Raw genomic sequence first — 20,204 nt, 5'->3', positions numbered from 1 at the left:
ACTAAATGAAAAAAGATATAGCTATTATTGGAATGTCAGGAAGATTCCCGAAATCAGACACTATAGATGGGTTTTGGAAAAACCTATTGGATGAAAAGGAATTGATACACTTTTATTCAGATGCTGAACTGGAAAACTTAGGTGTTCAGCAAAAAGACCTTTCCAATGCAAATTATGTAAAGGCTGCCTCATTTATAGACAATGTAGAAAGCTTTGATTATCCTTTTTTTAAATACACTCCTGCCGAGGTTAATTTTATGAATCCCCAAACAAGGCTTCTTCACCAGCTCGTTTGGGAAGCGCTGGAAGATGCCGGATGCGATACAGAAAGATTCGTTAAGAAAATCGGGATTTTTGTTGGAGCTCATAATGATTTAAACTGGAGCTTGTATGCGGCCACATCACAGGATAATTCTATAGATTCTTTTTCAAAAACATATTTATCAGATCCTAGTTTTATGGCTTCTATGACAGCTTTTAAATTAAACCTAAAAGGGCCATGTTATTATGTTGACACGGCTTGTTCGACCTCTTTAAGTACAATTCATTTGGCTTGCAGAAGCTTATTGTTAAATGAGTGTAATGTTGCGGTAACTGGCGGTATAAGAGTCAATTCCTTTAATGATGTAGGATATTTGTATCAGGAAGGGATGATCGAGTCTATAGACGGACATTGTAAAACATTTGATGCCGAGGCTTCCGGAACTATTGGAGCAGAAGGAGCAGGCCTTGTAATTTTAAAAAGATTAGAAGATGCAATAAACGATAACGATCAGATATACGCCGTAATTAAAGCTTCGGCCATGAATAATGATGGTAATCGTAAACCAGGTTATTCCATGCCAAGTATTCAAGGACAAGTTGAATGCATAAAATTAGCGCATAAAATTGCTGGTATTCAATCTAAAGATATAACGTATATCGAAGCTCACGGCACCGCTACCAAAGTTGGTGATCCTATAGAAATTGAATCTTTAAACAAAGCATTTGATAATGACATAAATCACAAATGCGATATAGGTTCTGTAAAATCCAATATAGGCCATTCAGATGAGGCTGCAGGTGTTGTAAGTCTTATAAAAACGGCCTTATCGATAAAAAACGGAATAATTCCGGCCAGTATTAATTTCGAAAATACGAATCCGTTAATTAATTTCAAAAACGGACCATTCTCCGTAGTCACCAAAACTAAAAAATGGGAAAGAAAAAATAATACTCCATTAATTGCTGGTGTAAACTGTTTTGGTGTTGGAGGAACAAATGTTCATGTCGTTTTACAGGAAAACGAAAACCGAAATAATACTTCATCTATAAACCAGAGAGCGTATAAATTAATACAATATTCAGCTAAAACCCTTAGTTCGCTGGAGGCTTATGAGGCAAAATTAGTAAAGTTTTTAAAGGAAAATAAAAATACAAACCTCGCAGATTTAGCTTATACGTTTCAAGTCGGCAGAAAGCAATTTGGCTATTCCAAATACATAATTGCAAGAAATATCGAAGAAACTATAGCGGTATTAGAAAGTAAAGAAAACCCATATCAGGAGATTGATAAAAAAGAAAGAATAGTATTTATGTTTCCTGGACAAGGAAGCCAATACTATAAAATGGGAGCAGGGTTGTACGAAGAAGAAGCATACTTTAAAGAAATACTTGACCAGGGCTTTGAAATCTTATCTGAGATTGACAATACAAATTACAAAGAAATTTTATTTAATCATGCCGACAGTTCTCTCATCAACGTTACAGAATATACACAGCCTATTTTGTTTCTTTTTGAATATGCATTGGCCAAAATGCTTATCAAATGGGGAATCCAGCCTGATTATTTAATAGGACACAGTTTAGGAGAATATGTTGCAGCAGCTGTAAGTGAAGTTTTTTCTTTTGAAGATGCCTTAAAACTTATAGTTAAAAGAGGAAAGCTAATGTCTTCTTTAGCAGAAGGTGTAATGCTTAGCATTGAAGCAGATTACGAGAAATTTGATAAAACGATTTTGGCAGGAGTATCATTGGCAGCAGTAAACTCGCCGGGTAATTTTGTAATGTCAGGAACACAGGATGAAATAGAAAAAATAAAGGCTTTATGTCTTTTAAATGATATTTCGTGTGTACAGCTCAAAACGTCTCATGCATTTCATTCAAAAATGATGCTTCCTATAGTAGACGAATTAAAAGAATATTTGTCAAACATCACTTTAAGTAAACCTTCAATTCAATACATATCAAATGTTTTCGGACAGTTAATTACAAATGAAGAAGTAACTTCTCCTGATTATTGGATAAAACATTTATTAGAACCTGTGTATTATGCAAAAGGTTTAAAAACTTTAACCAATATGGGTAATACCATATTTGTAGAAGTTGGCCCGGGAAAAACGCTTACAGGATTGTTCAGGCAGATTAATAGTCCTGAAAAAGAGAATGTTGTTATCCAAACCGTAAAACATCCTAAAGAAGAAACCAGTGATAAAGCCTTTTTATTAAAAGCAATTTCAAAATTAAACAGCTATGGATTCAGTTTAAATTGGGAATCCTACTATCAACAAGAAACAAGAAATAAAATATCGTTACCTACTTATGCTTTTGATGATTACATCTTTCCAGTTCGAGTAAAGCCTTATGAGAATTTAAGTCAAAATAAAATCAGGAAAAACGACAATCAGGAAAAACATCTGTATTACCAATCCTGGAAATATTGTCCAGTTGAAAGCCAACACGAAAAAAAAGAAATCGAAAACGTGCTGTTTTTTATAGATAAAGAAGAGAAGGCCGGACAGCTAGCTGCAATATTGTCAAAACGCAATGTGCATACAATCGTAGTAAATAAAGAAGAAACGTTTAGAGCAGACGGAAATTCAATTGGCATTAATCCAGAATCTCCGGAAGATTATAAAGCATTGTTTGATTATTTAAAGAACAACAATCTTGCTTTTTCGACAGTGATATATTCCTGGGGCGTTGATTCACCAAAAGAGCTAAACAGTAATTATTCTGAATATTTAAGAACGACACATCATTTTATTGCAATACTTAAGGAATTAAGCGGGCATTTAGCTCATAATCCTTTAAAAATTGTCAATATAAGCTTAAACAATATTGAAGTTTTAGGCGGAGAAAAAGCCGACTATACTTCAGGATTAGCGTCGGTTTTACAGGTTTTTTCAGAAGAAAACCCAGGTTTAAAAAGCATCAGCATTGATGTAGATGATTTTGATGCATTTACTTGTGAATCAATTGTAAATGAAATAAAAAAGGAAAAGAGATTTTATAGAATTGCCTTTAGAAATAAAAGAAAATGGGAATGTGCTTTTGAACCTTTGCCAGCTGTTGACCAAGACAATTCGGGTAAAAAGGAAATAAAACCTCAGGGAAATTATCTCGTAATTGGAGGACTTCATGCACATAACCATATCATACTGAATCATTTAATTGAAAATTATAAGGCAAAGGTTTTCCTTATCAATCAAGAAGATTACGATTCTGCGAAAGATAATCACGTACTTTTTGATGTTTTCAGAAGTTCCGGCAAAGTGACTCACATCAATTGTTCATTATTAGACTTCGATAAATTAAGTAATGAAATTCAGGATATTGAACTGCGTCACGGTAAAATTGACGGTTTAATTTATGCCGAAAGAAATACGGATTTAGAAAACTTTCCTGTGATAGAATCTATTTCAGAAAAAACGTTAGAAGCTCATTTTTCTGAAAAAATAAATGGGATTTTGAATGTATATCAAATCCTGCAAAATAAAGATCTTGATTTTGTAAAAGTAATTTCCAGCATGTCTGTTTTTTCAGGAGGAATATCTTATGGAACTTATGCTGCCTCTTATGCTTTATTAGATGATATCGTATTGAATATCAGTTCTCATACAAAATCCTGGTCATTGCTCAATGTATGCGGTATTTCTGCGACCGCAGCCCAGACTGTTTCTCCTGAAGAGTTTGCTCAGGCTTTTGAAAACAGTTTTAAATACAGTCAAATCAAACAGCTTTTGGTCTTTAATGAGACTTCGGGAAAAGCTAAAAATACGGTTTCGCAAAAAAGAACAAATAAAGATTCTTTGGCCAATAAAAATTACAGAGTTGCTGAAACGGCTACAGAAAAAGACATCACGAGCCTGTTTGAAGAGTTTTTTGGGATTTCAGGAATAGGTACAGAAGAAGATTTCTTTGAGTATGGTTTGGATTCTCTCAAAGGCATTTCGGTTACAAAACGAATAGAAAAGCAATTTGAAGTAAGCATTAACATCGATGAGCTTTATAAAAAGAATACAATCAGAGAATTAGCAGCATTAATTGATGAAAAACTATGGCTGACTGAAAAGCACAAAACGTCAAACCATATTCTTATTTAATAAAAACAGCCTTAAACGCATTCAAGATAATATAATTGAAATATAGCTTTTACAGCCTTTTAAAACTATTTAAAAATGACCAACATTCAAATTTTACTTAAGGAACTTAGAACTAAAGGAATTGTACTGAATTATTCGGAAGAGAATCTGGAAATGCATCAAATCAATGATTTGGAAATAGATGCTGACGATATAAACTTAGTGAAGGCCCATAAAGAGGCTATAATTGAGTATTTAAAAGGCATCTCTAGAAAAAACAGCCATAGTGATATTCTTCAATTGCAGCCACAAGACGATTATGCTGTTTCTTCTTCTCAAAAAAGAATATGGATTCTGAGTCAGTTTTCAGAAGCGTCAATAGCCTACAATATGCCTTTTCATACAAGACTGGGCAGTGAGTATCATATTGAAAGCCTTAAAAAAGCGGTAGAAACAGTTGTAGACAGACATGAAGTTTTGAGAACTGTATTTATCCAGACTGCTTCGGATGAAATAAGACAAAAGGTTCTTTCAAGAGACGAGCTGGAATTTAATGTCGCAGTTATAGATTTCCGTAAAGAAGAAAATAAAGATTTGAAGGTTCAGGATTATATTAAAAAGGATTCTTACAGTCATTTTGATTTAGAAAACGGACCGTTATTGAGAGTATCTATACTACAAATTTCTGATCTTGATTTTGTATTTTACTTCAATATGCATCATATTATTAGTGATGGAGAATCGCTGAATATCCTTATAAAAGAAATTTTAGAATGTCATGATGCTTATAAAAACGGAAATAAACCCGTTTTGAAGGAGCTGGCAATTCAATACAAAGAATATGCAGCCTGGCAGAAGAAAAAACTGGAAGAAGGCGTTTTTGCTCCTCATCAAGAATACTGGAAAAATAAGTTTTCGGGTGAAAACAGCATATTAAACCTGCCATCAAAAAAAGTACGTCCAAATTTAATGGGACATTCCGGACATTGTCTGGGAGCGGAAATTCCATCTTCTTTGGCAGAAAAACTTAAAAAAATATGCCAGGAACAAGATGCCACCCTTTTTATGGGACTGCTGGCCAGCTGGAATATAATGCTGCATCGTTATACTTCTCAAAGAGAAATCATAATTGGTTCTCCGGTATCAGGAAGATATCATACTGATTTAAGAGATCAGATAGGTTTTTATGTGAATACAATACTTTTTAAAAATAAGATAGATTCACAAAAAAGCTTTGTTGGTTTCTTAAACAGCATCAAGGAATCTACGTTAGAAGCTTATAACTATCAGGAATATCCTTTTGATGTTTTATTAGAAGAATTACAAATTACTACAGATACCAGCAGAAATAAATTATTTGATGTATTGCTTGTGCTTCAGGAATCAAGCGCTGTAAAACTTAACCTGTCAAAAGATAATGCTATAGCAGATCGCGGTAACAGGCCTGCAAAATTAGATATTGAAATAATTTTTTACAACACAGCTAATGAGTTGTTTTTTGAAATTATTTACAACACAGAGGTATATGAGAAAGAGATGGTTTCTAACCTGATCACGCACTATATTAACCTATTGGAAAACGTACTGGCTGAACCTGAAAAGGAAATTGGAACTGTTGCTTTTCTGTTAGAACAAGAGAAAAAACAGATTTTAGAAGTATTTAACGGTACCAAGACAGATTATCCGGAAAATCAAACAGTTATTGATCTGTTTAAACAGCAGCTAAAAGAAAATCCAGATAATATAGCGGTTGTTTTTGAAAATAAAGAATTAACATTTAGAGAATTAGATCAATTGTCAGGTCAGCTGGCCAACTATCTTTCTGCTAATTATGATTTAGAATCCAAACAAATAATAGCAGTTAAGCTCTACAGAAGCGAATGGATGCTGGTATCTATATTGGCCATATTAAGAATGGGTAAAGCTTATGTGCCAATTGATCCTGATTATCCGGAGAAAAGAATTGAGTACATAAAAGAAGACAGCAAGTATGCTGTATGTATTGATGAGGAGGAGTTAAAAGCATTTCAGAAATACCAAGATACGTATTCCGGATTTTTTCAGGAACCTGTTTTAAGCATGGATGACTTGGCCTATGTAATTTTTACTTCAGGGTCTACAGGTATTCCAAAAGGAGTGATGAACAGTCATGCGGGATTATTTAACCGTTTGATGTGGATGAAAGACGATTTAAACATCACTCAAAGCGAAGTTATATTACAAAAAACACCTTATACTTTTGACGTTTCTGTTTGGGAACTTATCATGCCTTTAGTTACCGGATGCAAATTGGTTTTTTCTAAACCAGAGGGCCATAAAGATCCTGTATACCTGCAGAACCTGATCGAAGAAAATAAGGTAAGTCTGCTGCATTTTGTGCCTTCTATGCTTGGCGTATTTCTTTTAGATGTAGATTCAGATAAATGCCGCTCTTTAAAACATGTAGTATGCAGCGGTGAAAGTCTGCCTGTGGCTGTTGTAAAAGAATTCAAAGAGAAACTGCCGCAGGTAAAAATCCACAATTATTATGGCCCAACCGAAGCGGCTATCGATGTAACGGCAATAGATCTTACGGAACAGGATACCATAAACAGGGTATCAATAGGAGCGCCTGTAGCCAACACTTCTATATACATTACAAATGAAGAATTGAGACTGCAGCCTATAGGTGTTGCCGGAGAACTTATCATTGGCGGTGTACAGGTGGCGCAGGGTTATATGAACCGTCCTGAATTAAATCAGGAAAAATTTATTGCAAGTCCATTTAAAAAAGGAGAAAGACTTTACAGAACAGGAGATTTAGCCTGCTGGCTGCCAGATGGCAATATAGAATATATAGGAAGAATTGATAATCAGGTAAAAATAAGAGGAAACAGAGTTGAAATTGGAGAAATAGAATCTGTTCTGGAACAATCAGGCCTTGTAAAACAATGTGTCGTATTAATCAAAAAAGACAAATTTGAAAACCAAAATTTGATTGGTTATATACTTGCAGGTGAAGAATATAAAGAAAGTGCCTTATTAGATTACTTAAGGGCAAATCTACCGGATTATATGATTCCTTCGTTGATTATTCCGGTACCCGAAATGCCGACAACGTCAAACGGAAAAGTAGACAGAGCAAAGCTTCCGGAACCTGATTTTGGACAAATTTTAACCCAGGAATATATTGCTCCAAGAAACAAAACTGAAGAAGCATTAACTGCAGTTTGGCAGTCTACCTTGAAAATCGAAAAAATAGGAGTGTATGATAATTTCTTCCAGATGGGAGGAGATTCCATTGTTTCCATCCGATTAATCAGTGCAATCAACAAAGCATTGAACACAAGTCTTCGTGTAGATCAATTGTATAAAAACCAGTCTATTGCAGATTTGGCTATTGCAATTGAAGCAGAACAAAACAATAATTTCACTATTGAAAGGTATTTAAGAACTAAAAAACACATTGAGAATCTTAGGGATACTGTTTTGGAAGTAATTGCAAATCCGGAAGCAGTAGAAGAAGTATATCCTATGAGCGATATACAAAAAGGTATGGTATTTTCTTCTGTAATGAATCCGGAAAAAGCAATTTACCACGATCAGTTTGTGTACCAAATACCAAAGGCAGATATTGACCGCCTTAACAAATCGCTGGCTCTCATGATAGAAAAACATGCTATATTGAGAACGGCTTTTGATTTGGAAACTTTCGAAGAGCAATTTCAAATTATCTATAAAACAATCGATTTTGAAATAGATGTTCAGGATATTACCGCTGTTGAAAATGAGTCTCAGCAAAACAAGATAACAGAATACATTTTAAAAGAAAGAAACCGTTCGTTTGATTTCTCTAAAGCACCTTTGTGGAGATGTACGATTTTCAATCTAAACAAAACTACAGATATATTCCTGTTTCAGTTTCATCATTCTATTTTAGATGGATGGAGTGTGGCCTCATTCAATACAGAGTTATTTGAGATTTACGGTAAACTTCAAAAAGAAAATGATTATAAACCAGAAAAACTGGCTTATGATTATAAAGAATCTGTAATACAGGAAATTGCAGAGAAGGATAATGAGAAATCTATCGCTTTCTGGAATCAGGAATTGTCAGATTACAAAAGACTGGCTATTTTTTCTGATGTATATTCACCGGATCATTACAGAAAAATCTATGATAAAGCACTTTTAAAAGACCTAAGAGAGAAAACAAAAAAAGACGGATTAACGCTTAAAACCGTTCTGTTTGGGGCTTATGCGCTTGCACTAAAAATGCTTACTTACGACGACGATATTGTATTGGGGCTGGTATCCAACAACAGACCAATTGTTGAAGACGGGGATAAAATCCTGGGTTGTTTCCTAAACACACTTCCAATACGAATTAATTTCGAAAAGTATAAAACTACTTCATGGAATGAGTACTTCTCGGCTTTAGAACAAGAACAAATTAATTTGAAGGAGCACGAACGATTGACATTATTTGAAATATCAAAAAATGCCGACGACCGTTCCAATAACGAAAATCCATTTTTTGATGTGATTTTCGATTATATAGATTTTCACGTCTATGATGCCATTGCAAGTCAAAATACAGAGCATAGTTTTTCGAGTGATCAATCTTACGAAGCAACCAATACAGCATTAGATTTAACATTAAGTGCTACTGGCGGTGTATTGTCTTTTGATTACAGATTAAGAAAGAAACTTACGGTTGACGTATCTCTGGAAAGACTGCATAATTATGTAGAAAATATATTAAATCAATATCTTGATTTTTCTGATCGTAAAATGGACACGAGTACTATCCTTACGGAAGATGAAAGAACGTTATTGCTTCAGACAACAAATAAAACAGAAGGTGTTGCATATTCAGGAACATTTGTCGACGTATTTAACGATCAGGTTCAAAAAAAACCAGCCGATACGGCTCTGATTTTCGAAGGAAAAACATTTACTTATCTGGAACTGAACCAGCTTGTTAATCAATTCGCCGCTTATCTAAAAGAAAACCATAACGTACAGGAAAACGATCTTGTAGGGATTATGGTGGAAAGAAGCGAATGGCTGATTGTTTCTATGCTGGCTGTAATAAAACTTGGTGCGGCCTACATTCCAATAGATGCAAAGTTTCCGGAAAGCAGAAAACAATACATTAAAGAAGACAGTAATTATAAATTATGTATTGAGAATACGCATATTGAAGCGTTTATTCCTCAAAAGAACAATTACGCAGTTCAAAATGTATCTGCTGCAATAAGTCCTGATAATTTGCTGTATATCATTTATACTTCAGGAACAACAGGTAATCCTAAAGGAGTAAAAGTAACCCATGCTAATCTGGTTTCTTTTCTGGATAATTTCGAAACAAGATTTGGGTTCTTTGGCCTTACAAGAATCGGTGCCACTACCAATATCACTTTTGATATTTCTATTCTTGAAATTTTAGGAGGTTTAGGAACAGGCAAAGAATTGTTTTTGTTTTCAAGTGAAGACTTAATAGATCCGGACCGATTGATGAATACTATTGCTTCTGGAGAAATTGAAATCATACAAATGACACCTTCCAGATTAATGCAGCTGTATGAAACCGGCATCCCTTTCCCAAATAATTTAAAATTATTACTGGTAGGCGGAGAAGCCATGGATGAAGCCATGTATAACCGATTAAAGTCAGAACATTTTGAATCCATAAATGTATACGGACCAACAGAAACTACTATTTGGTCAAGCTCATTAAATGTTAAAGAAAGTGAAGGATTAAGCATTGGTTCACCATTAGTAGACGAAAGTATTTACATATTGGACAGCTATAATTACCTGCAGCCTCAAGGCGTAATTGGAGAAATAGGCATAAGCGGTCTTGGAGTATCAAACGGATATCTTAACAAAGACGATTTAACAGCTGAGAAATTTATCGATAATCCATTTAAGAAAGGAGAGAAGTTATACAAAACCGGAGATTTAGGAAAAAGACTTTCAAACGGAAACATCGCTTTTCTGGGCAGAAAAGACGATCAGATAAAGATTAGAGGATATAGAATAGAACTTGGAGAAATAGAAAATGCATTACAAAAATATGCTGGCGTAACATCAGCTTTAGTGCGTGCCATTAAAGCAGAAGGAAAAGAGCTGGAATTGGCAGCCTATGTAATTTCTCAAAAAGAAATTCAGGTTCAGGAATTAAAAGTGTTTTTACGAGAATACCTGTCTGAACACATGATTCCTCTGCATATTATACAAATGGATGCCTTTCCATTAACCACCAGCGGTAAAGTAGATCGTAAACAACTTCCGTTACCGGAAGAAAAATCAATAGCGTCCGGAGCAAATTATACTGCTCCCCGAAATGATATCGAAAATAAACTAGTAGCGATTTGGGGAACAATCCTGAATTTAAATGCTGGTCAGATAGGGATAGACAATGCCTTTTTTGAATTAGGAGGTAATTCGATTACGATAATGAAGTTGAGGAATGAAATCAGGAAAGAATTCAAAAAAGAAGTTGCTGTAGCTGCTTTGTTTCAAAATCCAACAATTCGCTTGCAGGTAGAATTCTTCTTAGAAGAAAAACAAAAGAACGTGATTTCAGATGAAGAAATAAACACGTTAGACACCAGTTATAATCAAAACGGAAGCCAGAATTCAGATATTGCCGTAATCGGAATGGCGGTTAAGATTCCAGGAGCAAATAACATTGATGATTTTTGGGAAAACCTTCAAAACGGAACTGAATCTATAAGTCATTTCAGCGAGGAAGAATTAAAAGCCACAGGAGTTTCAAAACTGCTGTTGAAGAATAAAAATTATGTCCGCGCTAATTCTTATATGGAAAACCGCGAATTTTTTGACGCTTCCTTTTTCGGGTATTTACCAGACGAAGCTAAATTAATGGATCCGCAAACCCGTATTCTGCATGAAGTTGTCTGGACAGCTTTAGAAGATGCCGCTTGTGACCCGTTTCGCTATAAAGGACTAATAGGCTTGTTTACCGGAGCAAGAACCAACGTAAACTGGCAGGCATTCAGTATGCTGACTAATAACAAGATTGACGAATATACGGCGGCTTATTTAAGAGATAAAGATTTTGCTTCGTCTTTGATAGCGCATAAACTTAATCTAAAAGGAGGAGTTAATGCTATTAATACGGCATGTTCAACCTCTTTGGTAGCCATTCATCAGGCGTGTACAAGTTTATTATCCGGAAATTGTACAGTAGCCCTAGCCGGAGGAGTTTCGATTAACTCGATTAAAAAAGAAGGCTATTTATATCAGGATGGAATGATCATGTCTCAGGACGGACATAACAGAACATTTGACAGCAGCGCAAGCGGAACAGTGAATGGAGAAGGAGCTGGTGTAGTGGTCTTGAAAAAATTGAGTGATGCTCTTAAAGATGGCGATAATATTATATCGGTAATCAAAGGAAGCGCCATTAACAACGACGGTAACAGAAAAGTAGGTTTTACAGCACCAAGTGTCGACGGACAGATAGAAGTAATCAAAATGGCTCAAAGAAGAGCCGGAGTTCAGCCTGATGAAATTAGTTATGTAGAAGCACATGGTACAGCAACCAAATTAGGCGATCCTATTGAAGTAGAAGCATTAAGCCAGATTTTTGGCTTCAGTGAAAACAAGTATTGTGCATTAGGTTCTGTAAAAAGTAATATCGGACATCTTGATGCTGCAGCCGGAATTGCAGGATTTATAAAAACGGCACTTTGTTTAAAAAACAAAAAACTGGTTCCATCATTGCATTTTAATGAGTTGAATCCGAATATCAATTTCGAAAACACTCCTTTTTATGTAAGTACAGCGCTAAAATCATGGGAATCGGAATCTTCAGTCTTAAAAGCTGGTGTCAGCTCATTTGGTATTGGCGGAACGAATGCCCACGTTATTTTACAAGAACCTCCAGTGGTTCATAACAGCCAGAAGAAAAACAAGAATGACATAATTGTATTGTCTGCAAAAACAGAAAAAGCACTGGACAATCAATTAAGTAATCTGGTTTCTTTTCTGAATAAAAATCAGGATGTTTCTGTTGAAGATTTGTCGTGGACGCTCCAAAAAGGAAGAAGCCAATTCGATTTCAGAGCTGCTTTAGTAAGCGATGAAAGTGAAACTTTGGCGGATAAAATACAAAGTACCATTAAGAAAAACATTCATAAGGCTAAAGCCAAATCTTCTCAGAAATTGGTGTTTATGTATCCTGGTCAGGGAACGCAATACATAAACATGGCTAAAGGTCTTTATGAAGATGAATTTATTTTTAGAAAAGAAATGGATTCCTGCTTGGATACTATGGAAAAAATAACCGGAGAATCCTATAAGAATGTATTATTCCCAGATTCAGAAGAAGGGAAAGATATAATCAATCAGACGCAATATGCACAGCCTTTATTATTTTCAATTGAATATGCTTTAACACGCTTGCTTAACCATTATGGCGTAAAACCGGATATATTAATAGGACATAGTATTGGCGAATATACTGCAGCTTGTATAAGCGGTGTTTTAACATTAGAAGACGCACTTTCTCTGGTTATTCATAGAGGGAAAATTATTCAGCAGCTGCCAAAAGGATCTATGTTAAGCGTTGATCTTCCTGCAGCCAAAGTAACAGAACACCTAAGAAAAGGAGTAAGCATTGCAGCTGTAAATACGCCGGAAAGCTGTGTATTATCAGGAGAAGATAATGTAATTTCAGAATTGTATGATTATTTTGAACAGAACGGAATCAAATCTCAGAAACTGAAAACATCACATGCATTTCACTCTGAAATGATGCGTCCAGTCTTAAAAGAGTACACTCAAAAAGTATCAGAAATTACAATAGGAACTCCGGCTGTTCAATATTATTCGAATCTTACTGGTAAGCCAATTCTGCCTTCTGATCTTGAGAATCCGGAGTATTGGTCAGATCATATTTTAAAAACAGTGAATTTCTCGGCAGCATTACAAGATATGATGCAGCAGGACAATCTAATTTTTATAGAAGTCGGACCAGGAAAAACATTAAGCAATTTTGTTCGTCAGCATCAGCAAAAAAGTATTTCTATAAATGTCTTGAGACATCCGAAAGAAGAGGAAGAGGATAAAAAATATTTTGCATCCAGCATAGCAAAATTATGGACAAATGGAGTAAATATCGATTGGGATCAGTTTCACGCAGATGCAAAAAGACAAAAAATCTCTCTGCCAACGTATCCGTTTGAGAAAACAAAATACAGTATTGGTGAAGATGTCTACGAAATTGTTACCAATAATGCGATGATTCCAAAAATGGAGAAAAACGAAAACATCTCAGAATGGACGTATGAACCTTCCTGGAAAAAGATCAGATTAACGGCTGATGAAACAGTTATCGAAGATCATTTCAAGTACTTGTTCTTTGCAGATTCTTCTAACGTAACTTCAGAAGTAATTAAGAAAATTCAAGGCAGTCAAAATGTAATAAAGGTTTCTAAAGGAACAGAGTTTACCAAAGTATCTGATCAGGAATACATTATAAATCCAGAATCGTATCATGATTATGCATTACTATTCCGTTCCCTGAAAGAGCAAGGATTTGTACCTAATAAAATTGGTCATTTATGGAGCGTATCAGCTTCCGAAGAAATCAATATTCTGAGTAAAGAATACGCAGCAATTACACTAAAACAAGGTTATTACAGCTTGCTGTATATAGCAAAAAGCATAGGTGAATTCTTCCCTTCAAAATCAATAGATCTAATGGTAGTATCTAGCGGCGTTTCAGCTGTTACTGCTTCAGAAGTGATAAATCCTGTTAAAGGTGCCATAATTGGAGTTGTTGCTACAATACCAAAGGAATACCTGAATGTAAATTGCAAACACGTAGATATTGACATTAAATCTGGTTTAGATAATCCTCTTATTACAAATCTGTATCATGAGATTTTTGAGGAGAAAACTGTTAAATCAATAGCGCTGAGAGGCCGTGACAGATGGGTAGAATTTTACGAAGCAGTAAAATACAATCCTGTTAAAAAAGAGCCTGTTTCAATCAAAAAAGACTCGGTTTATCTAATCACCGGAGGTATTGGAGGTATGGGACTTGTGTTTGGAAAGTATCTGATAGAAAACTTCAATGCAAAACTAATTTTAGTTGGAAGAAAAGAAGAAACTCCCGAAGTAACATCAAAACTAAAAAAATTTGGAGGCGAAGTACTTTATATTTCTGCTGATATCTCTGAAACAGAAGATTTAAGAACTAAAATAACTCAATCCGAAGCCATTCTTGGAAATGTTCAGGGAGTAATTCATACTGCCGGAGTTATTGATTATGCCGGAATTATCCAAAACAGACTTATTGAAGAAAATGAGAAAGTATTTGCACCAAAGGTATACGGTACTTTGGCTTTGCATGAAATCTTTAAAGATAAAAACCTTGATTTCATGATTTTATGCTCTTCTATTTCGTCTTATGCGGCTCCGTTTGGAGAAGTTGGTTATACTTCTGCCTGTATATTCCAAAATAAATTTGCGCAGCATTTTAGCAATACCGCAAAAGAAGTCATTAGTATAGGATGGGATACCTGGTCTGATACAGGTATGGCCTTAGAGGCTGTAAAAAACATGTCGGACATTGAAAAGGAACAAAGCTTAAATCACGGAATCAGTACAGAAGAAGGATTGGAAGTTTTCCACAGATTAATTGCCAATGCTGCATTAAGACAAACGGTTTCAGACTTTATTGTTTCTACCAGAAATATAGAAATGTTCAGTTTTGACTTTAACAATTACCTGAATTTCAGCAATGAAATAGAAACCGATGTAGCCGCAGCAATAGAAATTTTATTAGATCTTGACGAGTCAGCTACCCAGACAGAAAGAAAGGTTTTAGAATTGTTTAGCAGCTTCTTTGGTCATTCGGGAATTGGTTTAGATGATGACTTCTTCGAATTGGGAGGAGATTCTCTTAAAGCAATGTCATTTATAAATCAATTGAACAGGATTTTAAAAGCTGAAATTTCTCTTGTGGATTTCTTCAATAACTGCTCGGCAAGAGCATTGGCCTCATTTTTAGATAAGCTTGATTCGATAGAAAAAAATGAGACAACAAGTAATGAGATTTTAATTTAAATAAGCAGTAAGTATTCATTCTCTTTAAATATAATATAGTGGAAAAGTTATTAGAAAAATTAAGAACTGAAAAAGTTTATATATCTCTCGAGGGAGAAAACCTAAAAATTAATTTCAACGGAGAAAAATTGCCGGATGGTATTTTAGAGGAATTAAAAGCTAAAAAAGAAGACTTAAAGAGTTACTTAAAAAATACAGCAGCTGCTTCAAAATTCGATCAGATTCCGGTAGTAGAAAAAGAGGATAATTGCTATCGTCTTTCTTCTTCGCAAAAAAGATTATGGATTTTAAGCCAGCAGGAAGATTCTTCTAAATCGTATAACATGCCTTTTCATGTTGAATTAAAAGGAAATTACGATGTAGACAGTTTCAAAAAAGCGGTAATGGCAGTTATCAAAAGACATGAATCGTTGCGTACTGTTTTTATATCAGACAAAAACAATGAAGTATGGCAAAAAATAGTACCTGCAGAAGACATCAATTTTAGTATTGATTATAGAGATTATAGATTAGAAACTGATATTAAAGGCTCAGTTGAGCATTATATCAACGAAGATTCTTTCAAGCTTTTTGATTTAGAAAAAGGACCGCTTTTAAGAGCAACTTTACTTCAGGTTGGCGAAGCCGACTATGTTTTCTATTATAACATGCACCATATTATCAGCGATGCCTGGTCGTTGCAAGTATTGGCTAATGACGTTTTTGCTTATTACAACGCTTTTAAAAACAATACGACAGCAGCATTATCGCCGCTTAGAATTCAATACAAAGATTATTCGTCTTGGCAGCAAAACAGACTGGAAGAAGATAGTTTCCTAAAAAACAGATCTTTTTGGATGGAGAAGTTGTCCGGGGAAATTCCAACGATAAATCTCCCAAGCAATACCATACGACCAAAGGTTAAAACAAGTAATGGTCAAAGCCTTGAAACATATCTTGATGCAGCAACGACAAAAAACATAAAAGAGTTTGTACAGAAAAAAGGCGGCAGCTTATTTATGGGACTTATATCTGTTTTTAAAGTGCTGATTTATAAATACACAGCACAGGAAGACATTGTAATTGGAACATTATTGGCAGGACGTGATCATATTGATTTAGAAAACCAAATTGGATTTTATGTAAACGCCTTAGCGTTGCGAAATCAAATAGACGCTGATGACCCTTTTATTAAATTCTACGATAAGATAAAAGAGTCTACCATTAATTCTTTTACACACAGAACCTATCCTTTTGACTTGTTAATTGATGATTTACAGCTAAAAAATGATCTTAGCAGAAATGTCCTGATCGATGTTTTATTTGTACTTCAAAATGCAAGTGAAAGAATTGAAAGTTACCAGATAAGCGAAGAACAGACAATCTCTTTTGCAGATAAAGGAAGCATTTTTTCAAGATTTGATTTGGAAATAAGCCTAAAAGAAATTGGAACGTGTCTGCACATGGAAATCAATTATAATACTGATGTTTATCAAAGAGATATGATTGAGGCCATGATGAAGCATTACAAACAATTGCTGGCTCTTTTTACAAACAATCCCGAAGAAACGATAGCTTCATCTAACTACCTTACAGCTCAGGAAACCAATAAACTTTTGTATGAGTTCAACCATACTCATACAGATAGAAACAGAACAGAAACGGTATTGGATTTGTTTCATAAACAAGTGCAGCATTCAGGAAACAAAACGGCTCTTATTTATAAAGACAAAAAGATTTCCTATAAAGAATTAAACGAGCTTTCAAATCAATTATCTAATTTCCTACAGGCGAATTACGGTCTGGAAAAAAATGATTTGGTTGGAATAAAATTGCACCGAAGTGAATGGCTGGCAGTAACCATTTTGGGTATCCTGAAATCCGGAGGCGCTTATCTGCCAATCGATCCAACATATCCAGATGAGAAAATAGCCTATATCGAGAAAGACAGCTCTCTTAAATTATGTATTGATGCCGCTGTAATAGAACAGTTTTTAGCACAAAAAGATACTTTTTCTGATGCTGATAATACTGTTGCTGTTACTCCAGAAACATTGGCGTATGTTATCTATACTTCGGGATCTACGGGTTCTCCTAAAGGGGTTTCGATTACGCATTTCTCATTAGCCAATTATATCACTTGGGGTGCTTCGCATTATTTTAATGAAGGTGATGAAGCAAGTTTCGGACTTTTTACTTCGCTGTCATTCGATTTAACCGTAACCAGTTTGTTCCTTCCTCTAATAAAAGGAGACAGCCTGCATATTTTCGATTCAGATGAGGATATTTCAGAACTATTAACACAATATGTAAAAGCTGATATAAAGGCGATAAAGCTGACACCAGCCCATATTACGATTATTGGCAGTTTGGGAATAGACAGCATTGCTATCGAAAAAGCTATTGTGGGAGGAGATATACTGCATACAACCCATGTAAAAATCTTAAAGAAATTAAATCCTAATATAAAAATATACAACGAATATGGTCCAACTGAGGCTACAGTGGGATGTATTGTCCATGAAGTAGCTTTAGACGAGGAAAATGTGCTCATTGGAAAACCAATAGCCAATATGGAAGCTTATGTTCTGGATAAAAAAGGAAGTCTTGCTCCTATAGGAGTTACGGGAGAATTGTTTCTTGCAGGCGAAGGTTTAGCTCAAGGATACCTGAATAATCCGATTTTGACAGCCGAAAAATTTATTCCACATCCTTTTAAACAAGGTGAGAAAGTCTACACAACAGGAGATCTTGCATTTTGGACAGCCGATGGAAACCTGAAATTTTTAGGAAGAAAAGACAATCAGGTAAAAGTTCAGGGATATCGTATAGAATTAGGCGAAGTGGAACATACTTTACTTCAAAATGAAAACATAAAAGAAGTAGTGGTATTGGCGATTGAAAATGATTTTAAAGAAAAAGAATTGGTTGCTTACTTCACTTCTTCAAAACAAGAAGATGAGGCAGCATTACGAAATCACTTTAAAGGACTTCAGCCAGAGTATATGGTTCCGGCAAGCTTTATTCAATTAGATGAATTTCCATTAACGTCTAATGGTAAAATAGATAAAAAACAATTGGCAGATAACCCGTTAGTTTCCAAGAGAGACGCAGCACCGGTTAACGAGTCTCCTGCAAATGAAACCGAACAAAAAGTCATTGATATATGGCAAAAAGTTCTTAAAAGAGAAAATATAGGACTTAACGATGATTTTTATTTGTTAGGAGGAAACAGCTTAAAATTGATCCGTCTTATAAACGAATATCACAATGAATTTAATGTAAAGCTGAAAATGAAGGATTTGTTTGCAAATCCGGTACTTCAGGATCAGGCAAAAATTATAAGATCTTCTGTTCATGCAGATTACCTTGAAATAGAAAAAGCCAGCCCGGCAGACAATTATCCGCTGTCAGAAGCACAAAAAACATTGTGGTATATCAGTCAGGTAAAAGAAAGATCAGTTGCCTATAATATTCCTGTTACAGTAGAATTGAAAGGCAGTTATGATGCAGAAAAGTTTATAAAAGCGATTAATGCAGTCGTAGAACGTCATGAAATCCTGAGAACCGTTTTTAAAGAAAATGAATCGGGAGAAGGCAGACAATGGATATTACCTGTTGATGAAGTAAATGTTCCTGTTTATTATTTTGACTATAGAAACGAAACGGATAAAACGAACAAAGCATTACAGTATATCGCAGAAGATTCCTTTAATCCTTTCGATATAGAAAACGGACCTTTATTGAGAGCCGCTTTATTTCAAATAGAAGAAGAGCATTACCTGTTTTACTATAACATGTTCCATATCATTAGTGATGAGGTTTCTATGGATGTATTAAAAAGAGATGTGCTGGCTTTTTACACTTCTTATATAGAAAATACAACGCCTGATTTGCCTGTTCTCAACATCCAGTATAAAGATTATGCAGTTTGGCAATTGAAGTCTGAAAACGGTGCCAAGTTTACAGAAGATAAAAATTATTGGACAAAGAAACTTTCGGGCAATTTACCATTACTGAATCTGCCGTCGCAAAATACCAGACCTGCTGTAAAAACCTATAATGGCTATAATCTGGGGACTTATATTTCTGCCGAAACCAGTGCTAAACTTAAAGAGTTCTGTAAAAATCAAGGAGGAAGTTTGTTCATGGGAGCCTTAACCGCCTGGTACATTCTGTTTCACAAATACACGAACTCAAACGACATTATTATGGGTACTCCGGTGGCAGGAAGAGAGCACTTGGATCTTAAAGACCAGATAGGGTGTTACATTAACAATATAGCGTTAAGACAGCAGATAGAACCAGATACTGATTTTATCTCTTTGTTTAAAGAAGTAAAACAATCAACCATCAGCAATTACGAACATCAATTATATCCTTTTTATAGAATTGTTGAGGATTTACAGTTAAAGAACGATTTGGGAAGAAACCAAATTTTCGATGTCATGTTCTCTTTCCATATCGCTGATGAAAACCAAAAGTGGGAAGGCATAAAATATACAGACAAAATTATAGATTATGGTGCAGCCAAGTCAAAACTGGACATCCTGATTAACTTCTATGAGTACGGAGAGCTGCTGTATTTTGATATTAATTTCAATACAGATATCTACACCAAAAAGGCAATAGAAGAAGTAATGGGAAGCTATAAAATAATACTCCATAAACTTTTAGAAAACCCAGCAGAAAGTATTGCCGGCCTTGATTATAAATCAGAAATGGCAAAAGAGAAAAACCTTAAAAACCTTCAGAAACTTAAGCTTTTAAAACAAATCTAATAAGCGGTTTACG

The 20,204-nt window shown here is 34.9% G+C and carries 3 protein-coding genes; all 3 read left to right on the top strand.

Going from position 1 to position 20,204, the window contains the following annotated elements:
• Positions 1 to 5: 5 nt before the first annotated feature.
• The gene (locus AC1RRQ_RS07395; RefSeq protein ID WP_493022370.1) at positions 6 to 4,364 is read left to right on the top strand and encodes a beta-ketoacyl synthase N-terminal-like domain-containing protein; all 4,359 of its coding nucleotides are present in this window, start codon (positions 6 to 8) and stop codon (positions 4,362 to 4,364) included.
• Positions 4,365 to 4,439: 75 nt separating this feature from the next.
• Positions 4,440 to 15,431, top strand: coding sequence for a hybrid non-ribosomal peptide synthetase/type I polyketide synthase (locus tag AC1RRQ_RS07390; protein WP_493022369.1), 10,992 nt, complete (start codon positions 4,440 to 4,442; stop codon positions 15,429 to 15,431).
• Between the two features lie 38 nt (positions 15,432 to 15,469).
• On the top strand, positions 15,470 to 20,191 hold the full coding sequence (locus tag AC1RRQ_RS07385; protein ID WP_493022368.1) for an amino acid adenylation domain-containing protein: 4,722 nt from the start codon (positions 15,470 to 15,472) through the stop codon (positions 20,189 to 20,191).
• Positions 20,192 to 20,204 lie beyond the last annotated feature (13 nt).

It is taken from the genome of Flavobacterium sp. GW821-FHT12A05, from assembly GCF_058807735.1.
The sequence above is the reverse complement of the archived record's forward strand: the minus strand, read 5'-3'. Positions and strand labels throughout refer to the sequence as shown.